This window comes from Kytococcus sp. Marseille-QA3725 (assembly GCF_054950055.1).
Genome location: NZ_JBUCLA010000002.1, coordinates 300699 through 317518, shown reverse-complemented (window position 1 = coordinate 317518; position 16820 = coordinate 300699). Strand labels below are relative to the sequence as shown.

The 16820-nt window shown below is 71.7% G+C and carries 14 protein-coding genes, 1 tRNA gene and 1 pseudogene; 11 read left to right on the top strand and 5 right to left on the bottom strand.

Annotated features, from left to right (window positions below; all coding sequences use genetic code 11):
• Positions 1-5 precede the first annotated feature (5 nt).
• From ACY8FT_RS09605 to ACY8FT_RS09595, 3 genes are all read left to right on the top strand, one after another.
• The gene (locus ACY8FT_RS09605) at positions 6-953 is read left to right on the top strand and encodes an ABC transporter permease (protein ID WP_462418679.1); all 948 of its coding nucleotides are present in this window, start codon (positions 6-8) and stop codon (positions 951-953) included.
• Positions 950-1852, top strand: coding sequence for an ABC transporter permease (locus tag ACY8FT_RS09600; RefSeq protein ID WP_462418678.1), 903 nt, complete (start codon positions 950-952; stop codon positions 1850-1852). Before ACY8FT_RS09605 ends, ACY8FT_RS09600 begins: the two co-directional genes overlap by 4 nt.
• Before the next feature lie 101 nt (positions 1853-1953).
• Positions 1954-3630, top strand: coding sequence for a dipeptide ABC transporter ATP-binding protein (locus tag ACY8FT_RS09595; protein WP_462419088.1), 1677 nt, complete (start codon positions 1954-1956; stop codon positions 3628-3630).
• 240 nt (positions 3631-3870) lie between these two features.
• Here ACY8FT_RS09595 and ACY8FT_RS09590 read toward each other — a convergent pair.
• Positions 3871-3944 (bottom strand) — tRNA-Gly (locus tag ACY8FT_RS09590).
• A 59-nt stretch (positions 3945-4003) separates the two neighbouring features.
• Between ACY8FT_RS09590 and dcd the strand changes: the two genes are divergently transcribed.
• The 6 genes from dcd to ACY8FT_RS09560 all read left to right on the top strand — a co-directional run bounded on the left by dcd (position 4004) and on the right by ACY8FT_RS09560 (position 8472).
• On the top strand, positions 4004-4588 hold the full coding sequence (gene dcd, locus ACY8FT_RS09585) for a dCTP deaminase (protein ID WP_462418677.1): 585 nt from the start codon (positions 4004-4006) through the stop codon (positions 4586-4588).
• A gap of 54 nt (positions 4589-4642) precedes the next feature.
• The gene (locus ACY8FT_RS09580) at positions 4643-5800 is read left to right on the top strand and encodes an ABC transporter ATP-binding protein (RefSeq protein WP_462418676.1); all 1158 of its coding nucleotides are present in this window, start codon (positions 4643-4645) and stop codon (positions 5798-5800) included.
• A gap of 44 nt (positions 5801-5844) precedes the next feature.
• Positions 5845-6441, top strand: a complete 597-nt coding sequence (locus tag ACY8FT_RS09575) for an ABC transporter permease (protein ID WP_462418675.1) — start codon at positions 5845-5847, stop codon at positions 6439-6441.
• A complete protein-coding gene (locus tag ACY8FT_RS09570) occupies positions 6438-7130 on the top strand; it encodes an ABC transporter permease (RefSeq protein WP_462418674.1) in 693 nt (230 codons plus the stop codon). The genes ACY8FT_RS09575 and ACY8FT_RS09570 overlap by 4 nt, the downstream gene beginning before the upstream one ends.
• Before the next feature lie 41 nt (positions 7131-7171).
• Positions 7172-8086: an ABC transporter substrate-binding protein gene (locus ACY8FT_RS09565; RefSeq protein WP_462418673.1), complete on the top strand. Its 915-nt coding sequence runs from the start codon at positions 7172-7174 to the stop codon at positions 8084-8086.
• A 161-nt stretch (positions 8087-8247) separates the two neighbouring features.
• On the top strand, positions 8248-8472 hold the full coding sequence (locus tag ACY8FT_RS09560; protein ID WP_462418672.1) for a hypothetical protein: 225 nt from the start codon (positions 8248-8250) through the stop codon (positions 8470-8472).
• 120 nt (positions 8473-8592) lie between these two features.
• On the opposite strand, the gene ACY8FT_RS09555 is transcribed toward ACY8FT_RS09560, so the two are convergent.
• Complete coding sequence (locus tag ACY8FT_RS09555) at positions 8593-12621, bottom strand: heterodisulfide reductase-related iron-sulfur binding cluster (RefSeq protein ID WP_462418671.1); 4029 nt, start codon at positions 12619-12621, stop codon at positions 8593-8595.
• A gap of 138 nt (positions 12622-12759) precedes the next feature.
• Here ACY8FT_RS09555 and cysK point away from each other — a divergent pair, with 138 nt between their 5' ends.
• Together cysK and epsC are read left to right on the top strand one after the other, a co-directional pair.
• A complete protein-coding gene (gene cysK, locus ACY8FT_RS09550) occupies positions 12760-13689 on the top strand; it encodes a cysteine synthase A (RefSeq protein WP_462418670.1) in 930 nt (309 codons plus the stop codon).
• Positions 13690-13700: 11 nt separating this feature from the next.
• Positions 13701-14282, top strand: a complete 582-nt coding sequence (epsC, locus tag ACY8FT_RS09545) for a serine O-acetyltransferase EpsC (RefSeq protein ID WP_462418669.1) — start codon at positions 13701-13703, stop codon at positions 14280-14282.
• A 138-nt stretch (positions 14283-14420) separates the two neighbouring features.
• Here epsC and ACY8FT_RS09540 read toward each other — a convergent pair.
• From ACY8FT_RS09540 to ACY8FT_RS09530, 3 genes and pseudogenes are all read right to left on the bottom strand, one after another.
• Positions 14421-15684: pseudogene (locus ACY8FT_RS09540) on the bottom strand (IS3 family transposase).
• A 186-nt stretch (positions 15685-15870) separates the two neighbouring features.
• Positions 15871-16248: a YtxH domain-containing protein gene (locus ACY8FT_RS09535; RefSeq protein WP_462418668.1), complete on the bottom strand. Its 378-nt coding sequence runs from the start codon at positions 16246-16248 to the stop codon at positions 15871-15873.
• Positions 16249-16336: 88 nt separating this feature from the next.
• On the bottom strand, positions 16337-16612 hold the full coding sequence (locus ACY8FT_RS09530) for an HU family DNA-binding protein (protein ID WP_462418667.1): 276 nt from the start codon (positions 16610-16612) through the stop codon (positions 16337-16339).
• Between the last annotated feature and the right edge of the window lie 208 nt (positions 16613-16820).

Here is a 16820-nt window from a genome sequence, read left to right as displayed (position 1 = left end):
GACCGATGGCCGTCCGCCTCGCGTCCCGCGTCGCCGTCCTGCTGCTCAGCCTGGTGGTGGCCAGCCTCATCGTCTTCGCGGTGCTGGCGCTGCTGCCGGGTGACCCGGCACGGGTGGCGCTGGGCCTGAATGCCTCGGAGGAGTCCGTCGCGCGGCTGCGCGCCGACTTCGGCCTCGACCGGCCGTGGCCCGAGCGCTACGTGGACTGGGTGACGGGGCTGCTCACGCTCGACCTGGGGGAGTCCTACGTCTCCCGCGCGGAGATCGCCCCGCAGCTGGTCGACCGCTTCGCCGTGACGATGTGGCTGGTGGGCACGGCCATGGTGCTGGCCCTGCTCATCGCCGTCCCGCTGGGTGCCCTGATGGCGCTGCGCCACCGCTCGCCGGTGGGTGTGGTGCTGTCGGCGGCCAGCCAGGTGGGCATGGCCGTCCCGGCCTTCCTGGCCGGCATCCTGCTCATCGCCCTGTTCGCGGTGCGCCTCGGCTGGTTCCCCGCGGGCGGGTGGACGCCCCCCGTCGAGGGGCCGGTCGAGTTCCTGCGCAAGCTCACGCTGCCGGCGCTCTCGCTGGCGCTCGTGCAGGCGGCCATCCTGGCCCGGTACGTGCGCAACGCGGTGCTGGAGGTCATGGACACCGACTTCATCCGCACCGCCCGGGCCAAGGGGCTCACCCGCTGGCGCGCGCTCGCGCGACACGGATGGCGCAACGCCGCGGTGCCGGTGGTGACCGTGCTGGGGCTGTCGCTCACCTCGATGCTGGTGGGGGCCGTCGTCATCGAGCGCGTCTTCGTCGTCCCCGGCGTCGGCTCGCTGCTGGTGGACGCCGTGGCACAGCGCGACCTGATCCTCGTGCAGGACGTCGTCATGGTGCTGGTGGCGCTGGTGCTGGTCGTGAACTTCCTGGTGGACGTGCTCTACCTGCTCATCGACCCACGGATCGAGGGGCGCGCATGACCCGGTCGACGCACTCCTTGGCCGCCCCCGGCCCCGCCGCGCCCTCGCGGCTCGCCGCCGACCCCGGGCGCCCTCCCAGCCGCGCGGGGCGGGCCTATCTCGTCCTCGGCGGCGTCCTGGTGGCGTCGATGATCGCCATGGCGCTGCTGTCCTACCTGTGGACCCCGTACGACCCCACGCGCGTGGTCTCCTCCGCCCGCCTGCAGGGCCCGAGTGCCGAGCACTGGCTGGGCACCGACAAGTTCGGGCGGGACACCCTCAGCCAGATCCTGGTCGGGGCCCGCACCACCCTGTACGTCGGGTTCGTCGCCGTGGGCGTCGCCGCGCTCGCCGGGGTGCCGCTGGGCGTCCTGGCCGCGATGGGGCCGCGCTGGCTGGGCACCCTGATCATGCGGGCGGCCGACATCGGGCTCGCATTCCCCGGGCTGCTGCTGGCGATCATGTTCGCCGCGGTGTTCGGGGCCTCGACCACCTCGGCGATGGTGGCCATCGGCCTGGCCAGCGTGCCCTCCTTCGCCCGCGTGACGCGGGCCGGCGCGCTCGGCGTGCTGCCGCGGGAGTTCGTCACCGCCGCACGCGTGGCCGGTCGGCGCCCCGCGTCCATCGGGTGGCGCCACGTGCTGCCCAACGTCCTGGGCCTGGTCATCGTGCAGGCCTCGGTGAGCTTCGCCCTGGCCATCCTCGCCGAGGCGGGGCTGAGCTTCCTCGGGTTCGGCACCCCGCCACCCACGCCCAGCTGGGGCCGGATGCTGCAGGAGAGCCAGTCGATGCTGGGCAGCGAGCCGCGGTTGGCGATCGTGCCCGGCGTGGCGATCGCGCTGGCGGTGCTGGGCTTCAACCTGCTCGGTGACGGCCTGCGCGACCGCTTCGACCCGCAGATGGAGGTGGTGGACCAGTGAGTACCCACCCCGGCAGCGAGAACCGCACCGGTGCTGAGTTCGACGGTCGAGTTCAGCACCGGTGCGGAACTCGGGGGCAGCACCCCGCCACCCGCCTGGACGTGCGCGACCTCGCCGTGCGCACGCGCCACCGCACCCTGGTCGAGGGTGTGGACCTCACCCTGGCCGCCGGGGACCGGGTGGGCCTCATCGGCGAGTCCGGCTCCGGCAAGTCCTTGACGGCCCTGGCGGTCATGGGCCTGCTGCCGGACAACCTGCATGCCACGGGCAGCATCGAGATCACCCCCGAGGGGGGCGCGGCCACGCAGGTGGTCGGGGCATCGGACCGCGCGATGTCCCGCCTGCGGGGCGTCGACGTCTCGATGGTCTTCCAGGAGCCGATGAGCGCGCTGAACCCGACCATGCGCGTCGGCGAGCAGGTGGCCGAGGTGATGGAGATCCACGGCACCGCCAAGGGCGAGGCGGCGCGCCGTCGTGCCGTGGAGCTGCTGGACTCCGTCGGCGTCACCGACCCGGAGGCCGTGGCGCGCGCCCACCCCCACCAGCTCTCCGGCGGGCAGCGGCAGCGCGTGGTCATCGCCATCGCCCTGGCCAACGACCCGGACGTGCTCATCTGCGACGAGCCGACCACGGCCCTGGACGTGACCGTGCAGGCCACCGTGCTGCGGCAGGTGCTCGAGGGGGTGGAGCGCAGTGACGCGGCGCTGCTGTTCATCACCCACGACCTGGCGGTGGTCTCGCAGGTGTGCGAGCAGGTGGTGGTGCTCAAGGACGGGCAGGCGGTCGAGCGGGGGCCGGTCGCCGAGGTGTTCGCCGACCCGCAGCACGAGTACACGCAGCGGTTGGTGGCGGCCTCGCGACTGAGGCCGCGGGCCGGTGCCGACGCGGCGGGGGCGACGGCGCTGGGTGCCGCGGACGAGTCGGACGGGCTGAACGGGGGCGAGGGTGAGGGCGTCGCGCTGCACGTGGGCGGCTCCGCCGCCGCGGACACCGAGCCGGCGGTGCGTGTGCAGGACGTCCGGCAGGTCTACACGCGCCCGCGGCGCAGCCTGTTCTCCGCGCCGCCGGGGATCGTCGCCCTCGACGGGGTGAGCCTGTCGGTCGCGCGGGGTGAGCGCTTCGGCATCGTGGGTGAGTCCGGCTCGGGCAAGTCGACGCTGCTGCGGCTGGTCGCCGGCCTGGAGGCGCCCCGTGCGGGCAGCGTGGAGGTGCTCGGCCGGTCCGTCTCCGGGGAGCCCGAGCGGCGCCTGAGGTGGCTGCGGGAGTCGGTGCAGATGGTCTTCCAGGACCCGCGCGACTCGCTCGACCCGCGCATGACCGTGCGCGAGGTGGTGGCCGAGCCGCTGCAGGTGCAGGGCTGGGCGCGGGGCGCGGTGGACGACTGGGTGGCCGAGCTGCTCAGCCGGGTGGGCCTGGAACCGGGCATGATGCGCCGGCACCCGCACCAGTTCAGCGGCGGGCAGCGGCAGCGCATCAGCATCGCGCGGGCGCTGGCGCCGAGCCCGCAGGTGCTGCTGGCCGACGAGCCGGTCTCCGCCCTGGACGTCAGCGTGCGGGGGCAGGTGCTCGACCTCATCGGGGAGCTGGTGGACGAGATGGGGCTGACCCTGCTGTTCGTCAGCCACGACCTCTCGGTGGTGCGGCACGTGTGCGACCGGGTGGCCGTCATGCGGCACGGCGAGCTGGTGGAGGTGGCGCCCACCGAGGAGCTCTGGGCGGCGCCGCGCACGGAGTACACGCGCTCCCTCATCGAGGCCATCCCGCGCCTGCAGGTCTGACCGGGCGCCTGCGTACCTCCCCCTCGCCACCTCACCCCCTCCCCAATTTGGTCCCCTGATGACTGCGCGTTGCCGGCATCCCCGGCGTGTCGCGTCAATTCGGGCACCTGATCATCACAGGTTGCGGAGGGGGGAGGGGTGTTGCGCGGGGGTTCACGGAGGGGCGGAGCACGCAGAGGAGACGGACCGCTCCTGACGGGGTACGAGAAGGCCCCGCGCGGCAGGTGCCGGCGGGGCCGTTGGAGCGGGTGACGAGAATCGAACTCGCGTATTCAGCTTGGGAAGCTGATGTTCTACCATTGAACTACACCCGCGTAGGTGTTGCAGCGTCACAGTGTACACGCGGCATCCCGCCCCGCGGTACCCTCACCCCATGCTCCTCTCGGACCGCGACATCGCCGCCCGCATCGACGCCGGGGACGACTCCGCCGTCCGTCTGGAACCCTGGGAGCCGACGATGCTCCAGCCCAGCAGCGTCGACGTCCGACTGGACCGCTTCTTCCGGCTGTTCGACAACCACAAGTACCCGGTCATCGACCCCGCGCAGGAGCAGCCCGACCTGACCCGCCTGGTCGAGGTGGAGCACGACGAGTCGTTCGTCCTGCACCCCGGTGAGTTCGTGTTGGGCAGCACCTACGAGCAGATCACGCTGCCGCAGGACATCGCCGCGCGCGTGGAGGGCAAGAGCTCGCTCGGCCGCCTCGGTCTGCTGACCCACGCGACCGCCGGCTTCGTGGACCCCGGCTTCTCCGGCCACGTGACCCTGGAGCTGAGCAACGTCGCCACCCTGCCGATCGTGCTGCACCCCGGCATGAAGATCGGCCAGCTGTGCTTCTTCCAGCTCTCCTCGCCCGCGGAGCACCCCTACGGCAGCGACAAGTACGGCTCGCACTACCAGGGCCAGCGTGGCCCGACGGCCAGCCGCAGCTGGAGCAACTTCCACCGCACCGCGATCTGAGGTCGACGCCCCGCCCCTCTGCGGGTGTCGGTGGTGGCACGTAGGGTCGTGACCATGATCCGCTTCGAGGGCGTGACCAAGCGGTACCCCAACGGGACCGTGGCCGTGGACGACCTGAGCCTGGAGTGCCCGCGGGGGCGGATCACGGCGCTGGTGGGGCCGTCCGGCTGCGGCAAGACCACCAGTCTGCGCATGATCAACCGCATGGTCGAGCCCTCCGAGGGGCAGATCCTCGTCGACGGCCGGCCCAACACCGAGCTCGACGCCAACCAGCTGCGGCGCACCATCGGCTACGTCATCCAGCACGGCGGGCTCTTCCCCCACCAGACCGTCCTGCGCAACGTGATGACGGTTCCGCTCCTGCTCGGCCGTTCCAAGCCGGAGGCGCGCACCAAGGCGCTGGGACTGCTCGAGCGCGTGGGCCTCGACCCGGCGCTCGCGAAGCGTTACCCGGCCCAGCTCTCCGGCGGGCAGCAGCAGAGGGTGGGTGTGGCCCGCGCCCTGGCCGCCGACCCGCCCGTGATGCTCATGGACGAGCCCTTCAGCGCCGTCGACCCCATCGTGCGCGAGAAGCTGCAGGACGAGTTCCTGCGGCTGCAGGCCGATCTGGACACCACGATCGTGCTGGTCACGCACGACATCGACGAGGCGATGAAGCTGGGCGACCAGGTGGCGATCCTGCGCGAGGGTGGGCACCTGGCCCAGGTGGACACCCCGGCCCGCGTGATGGCGCGACCGGCCGACGACTTCGTCGCGGACTTCGTCGGCAAGGACCGCGGGTACCGCTCGCTGGCCTTCCACTCCGGTGACGTGCCGGTGCAGCGTGAGCCCGTGGTCCGCCTCGGGGAGCCGATGCCACGAGAGGGCAGCTGGGTGCTCGCCGTGGACGACCAGCAGCGGCCGCTCGGGTGGCTGCGCACCGATGGCGGTGACGTCGCCGACGAGGACGCCCTCCGCCTGGGCGGCACGCTGGGCCGTCGCGACGGGACGCTGCGCGAGCTGCTGGACGCGGCACTCTCCTCGCCCAGCCAGCGCGGTGTGGTGGTCGACGACGACGGGCGCCTGGTGGGCACCGTGCGACCGCACGACGTGCTCGACGTGATTACCGACACCGACCGCAGCAGCCCGGCCTCGGCGCACGAGGGGCCGGCTGCGGCACCCGGTGCCGATGCGCCGGGCGCCGCGGACGACGGAGGGGCGCACCCGCTGTGAGCGAGATCGGGAACGTCGCGTGGAGTGAGTTGTGGGATCTCACCGTGTCGCACGCCGTGCTGGCCGGCATACCGCTGCTGATCGGTCTGGCGCTCGCGCTGCCGCTGGGCTGGCTGGCCGCCCGGGTGTCGTGGCTGCGGACCGCACTCGTCTCGGGCAGCGCGCTGCTCTACACGATCCCGTCGCTGGCGCTGTTCATCCTGCTGCCGGGCCTCATCGGCACGCAGATCCTGGACCGCGCCAACGTGCTCATCGCGATGACGCTCTACACGCTGGCGCTGCTGGTGCGGAACGTGACGGACGGACTCGACGCGGTGCCCGAGCACGTGCGGCAGGCCGCCACGGCCATGGGGCTCGGTCGCTTCCGCCGCTTCGTCGGGGTGGAGCTCCCGCTCGCTGTTCCGGTGATCGCCGCCGGCCTGCGCGTGGCGGCCGTGAGCAACGTGAGCATCGTGAGCGTCGCGGCCCTGGTGGGCATCCCCCAGCTCGGCCTGCTGTTCACGCGCGGCTTCAACCGTGACGACCTGGCGATGATCGGGGTCGGCATGGTGGCCTGCCTGCTGCTCGCGCTGCTCTTCGACGCGCTGATCCTGCTCGCCCGCCGGGCGCTCACCCCCTGGCAGAGGGAGGTGCGCGCATGATCATCGGCGAGATCTGGGCGTGGCTGACGGACCCGCTCAACTGGCAGGGGACCGACGGCATCGCGATGCAGGCCGTCCGGCACCTCGCGTACTCCCTGACGGCGCTCGCGATGGCGTGCCTGGTGGCGGTGCCGCTGGGGCTGTGGATCGGGCACACCGGCAAGGGGTCGGTGGTCGCGGTGAACCTGACCGGTGGCCTGCGTGCCCTGCCGTCGCTGGGTCTGCTCCTGCTGGGCTGGATCATCCTGGCCCGGTGGATCCCCGGCGACCTCGCGTTCGTCCTGCCCAGCCTGCTCGTGCTGGCGGTGCTCGCGATCCCGCCGGTGCTCTCGGGCGTGTACTCCGGCATCGCGGAGGTGGACCCCGCGGCGCGGGACGCGGCCAAGGGAATGGGCATGACCGGGTGGCAGGTGCTGCGCCAGGTGGAGATCCCGGTCGCGCTGCCGCTCATCCTCTCCGGTCTGCGGGCCGGTCTGCTGCAGATCATCGCGACGGCCACCATCGCCGCGTACGTCTCGCTGGGCGGCCTGGGCCGCTATCTCATCGACGGCCTGGCCTTCCGTGACTACTCGATGATGGCCGGTGGCGCGCTGCTCGTGGCCGCGCTGGCGCTGCTCATGGAGCTCGTGTTCTCCCTGCTGCAGCGGGCCCTGGTGAGCCCCGGCCTGACCGACGCGGGGCGACGCTGATGCGCCGTGCCACCCATCGACCCGCGACAGCAGGAGGCGCCATGCGACCCGCACGAGCACTCACCGGACTCGTGGCCGCCGGTGCCCTGGTGCTGACCGCCTGCGGCGGTGATCCCACGAAGGACCCGGAGGCGGGGAAGGACTCGGGCGGGGGACAGGGCGCCGACACCGTCACGATCGGGAGCGCCAACTTCACCGAGTCGACGATCACCGCCGAGGTGTACGCCGCGGCCCTGGAGGACGCCGGGGCGGAGGTGGAGAAGAAGCTCGAGATCGGCAGCCGCGAGACCTACGTGCCCGCGCTGCAGGACGGCTCCATCGACCTCGTGCCCGAGTACACCGGCACGCTGGCCTCCTACTTCGACGAGACCACCGAGGCCACCACGCCCGAGGAGGTCTATGCGGCGCTGCAGGAGAACCTGCCCGAGGGGCTGGCGGTGCTCGACTACTCGAAGGCCGAGAACAGCGACAACGTGGTGGTCACCCGGGAGACGGCCGAGGAGATGGACCTGCAGACCATCTCCGACCTCCGGGGAAAGAGTGGCGAGATGGTCATGGGCGGGCCCCCGGAGTTCCAGGAGCGCCCGCAGGGCCTGCCCGGTCTCAAGAAGGTCTACGGGGTGGAGTTCCAGAAGTTCCGCGCCCTGGCGGCCGGTGGCAACATCACCGTGCACGCGCTGAAGAACGGGCAGATCGACGCGGCCAACATCTTCACGACCGACCCGTCCATCCAGGAGCAGGACTTCGTGATCCTCGAGGACGACGAGAACCTGTTCAGCGCACAGAACGTGGTGCCGCTGCTGTCCGAGGAGGCGGTCACCGACACGACGGAGAAGGCGCTCAACGAGGTCTCCGCGCAGCTGACCGTGGAGGACCTCGCGGAGATGAACGCCGAGGTCATGGAGGGCGCGACCCCCGAGGAGGTCGCCGACGCGTGGGTGGAGGAGAAGCTGTGAGCGGAGACGTCAACAGGGTCGCGGTCGTCGGGGCAGGAACCATCGGGCTCGGCTGGGCGGGCGCCTTCGCCGCCCACGGGGCGGCAGGTCGCGGTGTTCGACCCCCGCGAGGACCTTGGGTCGGCACTCGACCGGACGGCCGAGGACGCGGTGGCCATGGGGTGGGGGCCTCCTCGGGCGAGGAGGTGCGTGCCGCGATGCCGGCCTGCGGCTCGTTGGAGGAGGCCGCCGAGGGAGCCGTCCACGTCCAGGAGTCCGGCCCGGAGAGCCTGGAGTGGAAGCGGGAGACCTTCGCACGGCTGGAGCAGGTGACGGGGCCGGGGACGTCCCCGGAGGTCGTCGAGGTCGCACGGCGGCTGCGGGAGGCGCTCAGCCTCGGCGACTGAGGAGACGGGCGCGACGGGGCACGTCTGCGCCACGTGAACGACCGGGGCCCGGTGCAGGATCTCCTGCACCGGGCCCCGGTCGTTCAGTGCGGCGGGCGTCTCTGCCGACCGCGGGGTGGGTCAGCCCTTCCAGGCCCCCAACCGCAGGGCCGGCGAGCCTGACCCGATGCGCGGTGCACGCTCGCCGACGTTCGGTACGTCGACCGGGCCACCCGTGGGCTGCGGCGCGGCAGGGGCGGCCGGAGCCTCGTCCCGGGCCTCGGCGGCCTGGGTGGGGTCGGCGGCCTGGGCGTCGACGGGCTCACCGGCGGCCACGGCTGCCGGCTCCTCGACGACCTCCATCGAGGAGGCGTCCGCCGTGTCGGTGGGCTGCTGCTCGATCCCGCTCTCGGCGACGGCCGAGCCGGTCATGACCCCGGTGGACTCGACCGGTGCTGCCTGGCCCTGCGCCCAGCCGAAGCGGGTCGGGGCGTCGGAGCCGATCTGCGTCCCGGAGTGACCCGCCGGTGCGGTGGCCGACGCTCCGTCACCTGCCGCGGGCTGCGGCGAGGCTGCGGGTGCCTCACCGGCTGCGGCATCCGTGGTCCCGCCGACGGTCGACGCGTCCGTGGGCTCGGTCGGGGCGGCCTTGGCGGGCGCCTCGGCCTTGGGGGCGGCCACCGGAGCCGACGGGGCCGGTGCCTCGGTCTCGGATCCACTGGTCGCCGGTGCGCTGGCCGGTGCACCCTGGCCGCTGGCCCAGCCGAAGCGGATCGGGGCGTCGGCACTGATGCGCTGGCCGGTGAAGGCCGATGGGGCCGTGCCCGAACCCACGCCCGGCACAACGCCAGCTGCGGCTGCCGCGGAATCGGCCGGGGCGGTGCCGCCGGCGGTCTCGCTGGGCGCGCCGTCGCTGCTCGGAGCACCCGGGGCGTGGGCCGCCCCGGCAGACGCCCCGGCGTCCGCACTCCTGTCGGCGGGCGCGTCGGTGCCCTTGGCCGGGGTGGTGGTCTGGGTGGGTGCCGCGGTCGCGGGGGCTGCTGCCGGCGCCGATGCGCTGGCCGGTGCACCCTGGCCGCTGGCCCAGCCGAAGCGGGTGGGGGTGTCCGCCCCGATGCGCTGCCCCGCGAAGGCCCCCGGAGCGGTCCCCGAGCCGATGCCGGCCACGGCAGCACCTGCGGCTGCGCCCTGGCCCGGTGCCCCGGAGTTCGCCGCCGGAGCAGCAGCACCCGCGTCATCACTCGGTGCCGTCGCAGTGGTGCCCGTGGTCTCCGGGGTCGGCTGAGCGGTCTCGGCACCCGTACCCGTGGACGTGTCGGCCGCCGGCTGGCCCACGGGCGCAGCGGTGCCGGCCTGTGCGGCGACGGAGGCGTCGCCGCCGGCCCAGCCGAAGCGGGTGGGGGTGTCGGCTCCGATGCGCTGGCCGGTGAAGGCCGCCGGAGCGGTCCCGGCAGCCACTGCACCGGCAGCAGCACCGGTCGCGGCACCGGCGGCACCGCCAGCGGCCGCCTTCGCAGGCTGCCCGGTCTGACCGGTCGCGCCCTCCTTGTCGACGGTCGGCGCCGCCTCGGCAGCGGTGTCGCTCTCGTCGACGCTGGTGCCCGCGGAACCCTCGGCGTCGTCACCGTCGGAGGTGCGGTCGGCCATCCCGGCGCCCCGGTCGGCGGCGCTCGAGGTGTCGTCACCGGTGGGCAGGTCGCTGCCGTCCCCGGCAGCCGTGGAGCCCTGCTGGTCCAGCCCGTCGGCGGAGCCCGGCAGGACGATCCGCTGGGTCACGGCCTCGTCGACCGCGGTCCCCTCGGCCGGTGCCTGGGCGGGAGCGCCCTCGCGGGCGGTGGCCGGGTCGAGCCGGGACTCCTCGCCCTGCTGACCACGGCGGACTCCGGCCAGCAGCATCTGCGCCACGTCCACGACCTCGACGTCCTTGCCACGGCCCTCCTCCTGGGCTGCGGTCAGACCGTCGGACATCATCACGCGGCAGAACGGGCAGCCGATGGCGATGCGCTCGGCACCGGTGCCGATGGCCTCCTCGGTGCGGTTCACGTTGATGCGCGAGCCGAGCTTCTCCTCCATCCACATGCGGGCACCACCGGCGCCGCAGCAGAAGGACTTCTCCTTCGAGCGCTCCATTTCGCGGTACTCCACCCCCGGCAGGGTGGCGATGAGCTCGCGCGGGGCCTCGTAGACCTTGTTGTGGCGTCCCAGGTAGCAGGGGTCGTGGTAGGTCACCGACGGCGCGGACGAGGCGACCTTCGACGGGCTCTCGACCTCGGAGGCGGCCACCGGCTGCAGCTTCTTCTCGCGCACCAGGCGGTTCAGCAGCTGGGTGTGGTGCACCACCTCGTACTTCCCGCCGTTCTGCGGGTACTCGTTCTTGATGGTGTTGAAGCAGTGCGCGCAGGAGACCACGATCTTCGTGGCACCCACCTCGTTGAGCATCTCCACGTTCTGCTGCGCCAGCATCTGGTACAGCACCTCGTTGCCCGCGCGGCGGGCGGAGTCACCGGTGCACGCCTCGCCGTCACCCAGGACGGCGAAGTCGACGCCCGCGATGTTCAGCAGCTCGGCGACGGCCTGCGTGGTCTTCTTGGCGCGGTCCTCGAAGGCACCGGCGCAGCCGACCCAGAACAGGTACTCGACCTCGGAGAGGGACTCCACGTCCTGGCCCACCTGCTTGATCGGGAAGTCCAGGTCCTTGGCCCAGTCCATGCGGGTGGAGTTGGCCATGCCCCACGGGTTCTGCTTGCTCTCCAGGTTCTTGAACAGGCCGCCCAGCTCGCTCGGGAAGGCCGACTCGATGAGCACCTGGTTGCGGCGCATGTCGACGATCGCGTCGACGTGCTCGATGTCCACCGGGCACTGCTCGACGCACGCACCACAGCTGGTGCAGCTCCACAGCACGTCCGGGTCGATGACGGCGCCGCCGGAGGGGATGGTCGGGTCACCCTCGGTCGGGCCGACCAGCTGACGGATGTCGAAGTCCTCGGGCGACTCGGTGAGCGTGTCGCCGGCCGGGTGGGCCCCGGACCCGCCGTCCTGCTCCGTGACCACGCCGACGGCCGCGGGGCTCGTGGCGGTCTGCCACGGGGCCTGCGCGTACGCGGCGTCGCGCAGGTTCATCACCAGCATCTTGGGCGACAGCGGCTTCTCGGTGTTCCAGGCCGGGCACTGCTCCTGGCAGCGACCGCACTCGGTGCAGGTCGTGAAGTCCAGCAGGCCCTTCCAGGTGAAGTCCTCGATGGCGCCGACACCCATGCGCAGCTCGTCGTCGCCCTCGCCCTCCTCGGCCTCGGCGATCTCCTCGAGCTGCTCCATGCTGGTCAGCGGCTTGCCACCGACCATCATCGGCTGCAGCTCACCCAGCGAGGTGCGGCCGTCGGCGTGGCGCTTGAACCAGATGTTGAAGAAGGCCAGGAAGCGGTGCCAGGCGACACCCATGGTCGGCTGCAGGCCGATGGTGATCATCCAGGCCATCGAGATCAGGATCTTGACCAGCGCGACGGTGATGATCAGCGCCCCCAGGGTGCCGGCGGACAGGCCGGTCAGGGCCGAGCCCATCCAGGCGGTCAGCGGGAAGTGCAGGGCGCTGGCGTGCTCGCTGCCCTCGGTGTGGCCCAGCGCGTACTCCAGCGCACGCAGCGCGAGGATGCACAGCACGACGCCGAGGATCGTGAACTCGACGTAGTAGGCCTGCCAGAAGGTGGACCCCCAGAAGCGGCTCCTGCGCTCGTCGCCCTTCTCCCGGGCGACGGCCGAGGGCTTGATCTTCTGCCGCAGCACCATCAGGAACACGATGCCGAACAGGCCGGTCCAGCCGAAGAACTCGGTGAGCCACTCGAACGGCGGGAAGTGCCCGATCAGGGGCAGGGCGAAGTGCGGGTTGAACAGCTGGCCGTAGGCGGTGACCAGGGTCAGGAAGAGCACCCCGAAGCTGATCATCGTGAACCAGTGGGCGACGGCCACCCACTTCTTGCGCAGCATGCGCGGGTGCAGGAACACCTCGCGGAGCATCGTGACAGTGCGCTGGCCCGGGTCGTCGAAGCGGCCGATCGTGGCGCGGCCCTGACGGACGACGGCCACGATCCGCATGACGGCGCGGGTCAGCAGGGCGATTCCGACCGCGGTGACGGCCAGGCCCAGGAGGATCGCGAGGAGCTGCAGGGGGTGCATGGGGGGAGTCTACGAACACGCCCGTACCGACGAAGGGTGTGGGGCACCTCACTGCCGAGCGACAGGAATGTGGCGCATGTCACGCATGTGTCATGCGTTCTTTGCAATATCCGAACAGGTCGTGATGTTGTCCTGAGCATGACCATCCACCAGGACATCACCTCCACCGTCGGCGGCACCCCGCTCGTCCGCCTCAACCGCGTCACCGAGGGGGTGGGAGCGACCGTTCTGGCGAAGCTGGAGTCGGCCAACCCCGCGTCCTCGGTGAAGGACCGCATCGCCAAGGCCATCATCGACGCGGCCGAGGCCTCCGGCGAGCTCCAGCCCGGCGGCACCATCGTCGAGGGCACCAGCGGCAACACCGGCATCGGCCTGGCCATGGTCGCGGCCGCCCGCGGCTACAAGATGGTGCTGACCATGCCCGACACCATGAGCGCCGAGCGTCGGGGCGTCCTGCGCGCCTACGGCGCCGAGCTCGTGCTCACCCCCGGCGCCGAGGGCATGAAGGGCGCCGTCGCGAAGGCCGAGGAGATCGCGGCCGAGCGCGGCGGCGTGCTCGCCCGCCAGTTCTCGAACCCGGCCAACGTGCGGGTGCACCGGGAGACCACCGGTGAGGAGATCTGGGCCGACACCGACGGCGCGGTCGACGCGTTCGTCGCCGGCATCGGCACCGGCGGCACCATCACGGGTGTCGGCCAGGCACTCAAGGCCCGCAAGGCGGACCTGTTCGTCATGGCCGTGGAGCCGAAGGACTCCCCGATCCTGTCCGGCGGCGAGGCCGGCCCGCACAAGATCCAGGGCCTGGGTGCGAACTTCGTCCCCGAGGTCCTCGAGACCGACATCTACGACGAGGTCTTCGACGCCGAGCTCGAGGACGCCCTGCGGGTGTCCCGTGACCTGGCGGCCAAGGAGGGCATCCTCGCCGGCATCTCCGCCGGTGCCAACGTGCACGCGGCCCTGGAACTCGCCAAGCGCCCGGAGCTCGAGGGCAAGACGATCGTGGTGGTGGTGCCCGACTACGGCGAGCGCTACCTCTCCACGATCCTCTTCGAGGGCCTCACGGACTGACGGTCCTGCAGATGCTGCGCCGACTTCTCCGTCAGGTCGCCGAGGACGCCGGCGCGGTCATCGCGCGCGACCCGGCCACCTCGACGCGCCTCGAGGCGCTCCTGACCAGCCCGGGCCTGCACGCCGTCGCCGCCCACCGGGTGGCGCACGCGCTGTGGCAGCGCCCGGGCGGTCGTCTGCCCGCACGGGTCCTGGGCACGGTCTCGCGCGCGGTCACCGGTGTGGAGATCCACCCCGGCGCGCGCATCGGACGGCGCCTGGTGATCGACCACGGCATGGGCGTCGTCGTCGGGGAGACCGCGATCGTCGGGGACGACGTGATGATGTTCCACGGCGTCACCCTCGGCGGCACCTCGGGGGACTCCGTGAAGCGCCACCCCACCGTCGGCAGCAACGTCCTGCTCGGGGCCGGCTCCACGGTGCTCGGTGACATCGAGGTGGGTACCGGGTCGTCGGTCGGGGCGGGCGCCGTGGTGCTCAAGCCGGTGCCGTCCGGACAGGTGGTCGGCGGCATCCCGGCGACTCCGCTGCGCTCGGACTACGAGCTGCCTGCGCTGCCGCGCGAGCTCGCGGCAGACCACTGGGTGATCTGACCCCCGCGGGTCGGGCCGCGTCACGGAGCCGTGGCGCCTCCTGGGTGGCCGGACCGTGAGCGAGCGCACGACGTGACGAGGCCCCCTCCCTTGATGAACTGTCCCCCTGAAGTTGGACTGGTTTGAGCGTACGGGGTCTCACGCGGCAGCGAGGGTCTGGTTCCGGTACTGCACCGGGGCCAGGCCCTCGTTGCTGCTGTGGGGGCGGTCGTGGTTGAACCAGGCCAGGTAGTCCCGCAGGGCCGTCGTGAGCTGGGTGGGTGTGGTGAAGGACGTGTCGCAGTACAACTCGTCCTTGAGGTGACCGAAGAAGCTCTCGATGACGGCGTTGTCCAGGCAGTTGCCCTTGCGGGACATCGACGCGGTCGCACCGACCCGTGCGAGTAATTCCTGCCAGGTGGCGTGCTGGTACTGGAATCCCTGGTCGGAGTGCACGATCGGGTGCTGGCCCGGTTCCAAGGTGGTCAGGGCCTGCTGCAGGGAGGAGTTCGTCAGCGTCAGGGTCGGGGAAGGGCCGATGGTGGCGCCGATGACCTGTCGGTCGAACAGGTCCATCACCGCTGAGAGGAACACCTTGTCCGGGCCGATGTGGAACTCGGTGACGTCGGTGACCCACTTCTGGTTCGGCCCGGTGACGGTGAAGTCACGGTCCAGCACGTTGGGCGCGGTGCGACTGGTGGTACCCCGGTAGGACCGGAACCGGCGCCTGCGGATCGGGCAGCGCAGATCGAGCTCGCGCATCAGCTTCCACACCGTCTTGCGGGAAACGACCCACCCGTCGGCGCGTAGTTGCGCCCAGACCCGGCGGTGCCCGAAACGCTTGCGACTGGCCGTGAACACCTCGGTGATCGCGGTCTTCAGCTCGGCCTGCGGGTCCGGCTCCAAGAGGCGTGCCTGGTGGTAGAAGAACGTCGAGCGCGCCAGACCGGCCGCGGCCAGCAGGTCACCCAGACGGTGCTGCGCCTTGAGGGAAACGACGGCCTTCACCTTGGCCGACGTTGCTGCTCCATCAAGGCCTGCAATTTTCCCAGGTAGGCGTTCTGCGCCCGCAAGCGCTGGTTCTCCCGGCGCAACGCCTCGAGCTCCGAGACCGGCTCCGAAGGCCTGGCCGGGCGGCCCCTGGGTCTGGGGCGCAGCCCGTCAGGCCCCTCGGCTTTCAGGACTCTGGCCCAGGTCGCGATCAGGGGCGGTGAGGGCACCCCGAACTCGCCGGCCAGTGCCACCTTGGATTCACCGGCCAGGTAGCGCTGGGCGGCCTCAAGCTTGACCTCGAACGGGTAGGACTTCTTCGGTGGCTCCACCAACGCTCCTCGGCCTGACAGTTTCCAGCGTCGGTAGAGACTTCGCACCGCCCAGCGGCTCTTGCCCAGCCGCGTGGCCACGGCGCGAGAGCCCCAACCAGACTCGAAGAACTCTACGGCCGTCAACCGCTCCTGCGATGACAACGAACTCTTGGCCTCCATCACGAACTCCCCGGGAGTCGGAACTGATTTCTCAGTCCAACTCCCGGGGAGCAGTTCATGAAGGGAGGGGGCCTCGTCGTGTGCGGCAGGTGCTGCCGCGTCACCGCCGGGGGCGGTGCTCAGCCTCAGTTGGTGCCGAAGCTCGAGGTGTTGGTGGTCGGCTGGAAGCCGGAGGTCGAACCACCGGTGGACGACGCACCCGGGGTGGCCGTGCCGGTCGTGGTGCGGGTGCCGGTGTTGGTGGTCTGGGAGAAGGAGGAGTTGCCCGTGTCGTTCGAGCGGGACTCCTTGACCTCGGTCACCTTGCCCTTCACCTGGTCCTGGGCCTGGGAGAAGGCGGAGCCGGTGGAGGACTTGGCCGTGGAGACGGCGTCCTGGACGCGCGGGTCGCCCCACAGGCCCTGGGCCTGCTCCACGAGCGAGTCGTACTTCTCACGGCCGGCGCGCGCGCCGAGCACGTAACCGATGCCGGTACCGACGAGCAGGAGGATCTTGTTCTTCATGGTGCTACCTCTCAGTGGTGTTCGGGTTTCGTACGTTCTGGTTGCAGGAGCTGGTGACGGCGCCCGGTGACCCCGCGGGGGTGGGGCCTCAGCCCTTGGCGGCGGCCTTGAGGGCCGAGCCGGCGGACAGCTTGGCGCCGAAGGAGGCCGGGATCTCCATGGTCTCACCGGTGCGCGGGTTGCGCCCGGTGCGCGCGGACCGCTCCACACGCTCGATGGTCATGAGGCCCGGGAGGGAGACCTTCTCGCCCTTGCCCACGGTGTCGCAGATGACGTCGCCCATGGCGGACAGGACCGCGGCGGCGTCCTTGGCCGACACGTCGGTCTGCTGGGCGATCGCGCTGGCGAGCTCGGTGCGGTTCATGGGAACTCCTTGTTCGTGCACATTCATGCGTCGGGCGAGGGGAGCCGGTCACCCGGCTGACCCCTCCTGGATGGGCCGACTCGTGCCGGCACTGCCTCCATCATGTCCCATGAGAGCGTCAGCGCAAGTGTTGAGGCCTGCAACCAAGCCGAATCAGGGGGCGGCGTAGGGTGGGCGTCCCCCGTGCTGTGCCGGTGGCCGGACGGGG

Excerpts from the sequence above, each read along its gene's own strand:
- ACY8FT_RS09605 (WP_462418679.1), top strand. The coding sequence starts at position 6 with ATGGCCGTCCGCCTCGCGTCCCGCGTCGCCGTCCTGCTGCTCAGCCTG.
- ACY8FT_RS09600 (WP_462418678.1), top strand. The coding sequence starts at position 950 with ATGACCCGGTCGACGCACTCCTTGGCCGCCCCCGGCCCCGCCGCGCCC.
- dcd (WP_462418677.1), top strand. The coding sequence starts at position 4,004 with ATGCTCCTCTCGGACCGCGACATCGCCGCCCGCATCGACGCCGGGGAC.
- ACY8FT_RS09580 (WP_462418676.1), top strand. The coding sequence starts at position 4,643 with ATGATCCGCTTCGAGGGCGTGACCAAGCGGTACCCCAACGGGACCGTG.
- ACY8FT_RS09570 (WP_462418674.1), top strand. The coding sequence starts at position 6,438 with ATGATCATCGGCGAGATCTGGGCGTGGCTGACGGACCCGCTCAACTGG.
- ACY8FT_RS09565 (WP_462418673.1), top strand. The coding sequence starts at position 7,172 with ATGCGACCCGCACGAGCACTCACCGGACTCGTGGCCGCCGGTGCCCTG.
- ACY8FT_RS09555 (WP_462418671.1), bottom strand. The coding sequence starts at position 12,621 with ATGCACCCCCTGCAGCTCCTCGCGATCCTCCTGGGCCTGGCCGTCACC.
- cysK (WP_462418670.1), top strand. The coding sequence starts at position 12,760 with ATGACCATCCACCAGGACATCACCTCCACCGTCGGCGGCACCCCGCTC.
- epsC (WP_462418669.1), top strand. The coding sequence starts at position 13,701 with ATGCTGCGCCGACTTCTCCGTCAGGTCGCCGAGGACGCCGGCGCGGTC.
- ACY8FT_RS09535 (WP_462418668.1), bottom strand. The coding sequence starts at position 16,248 with ATGAAGAACAAGATCCTCCTGCTCGTCGGTACCGGCATCGGTTACGTG.
- ACY8FT_RS09530 (WP_462418667.1), bottom strand. The coding sequence starts at position 16,612 with ATGAACCGCACCGAGCTCGCCAGCGCGATCGCCCAGCAGACCGACGTG.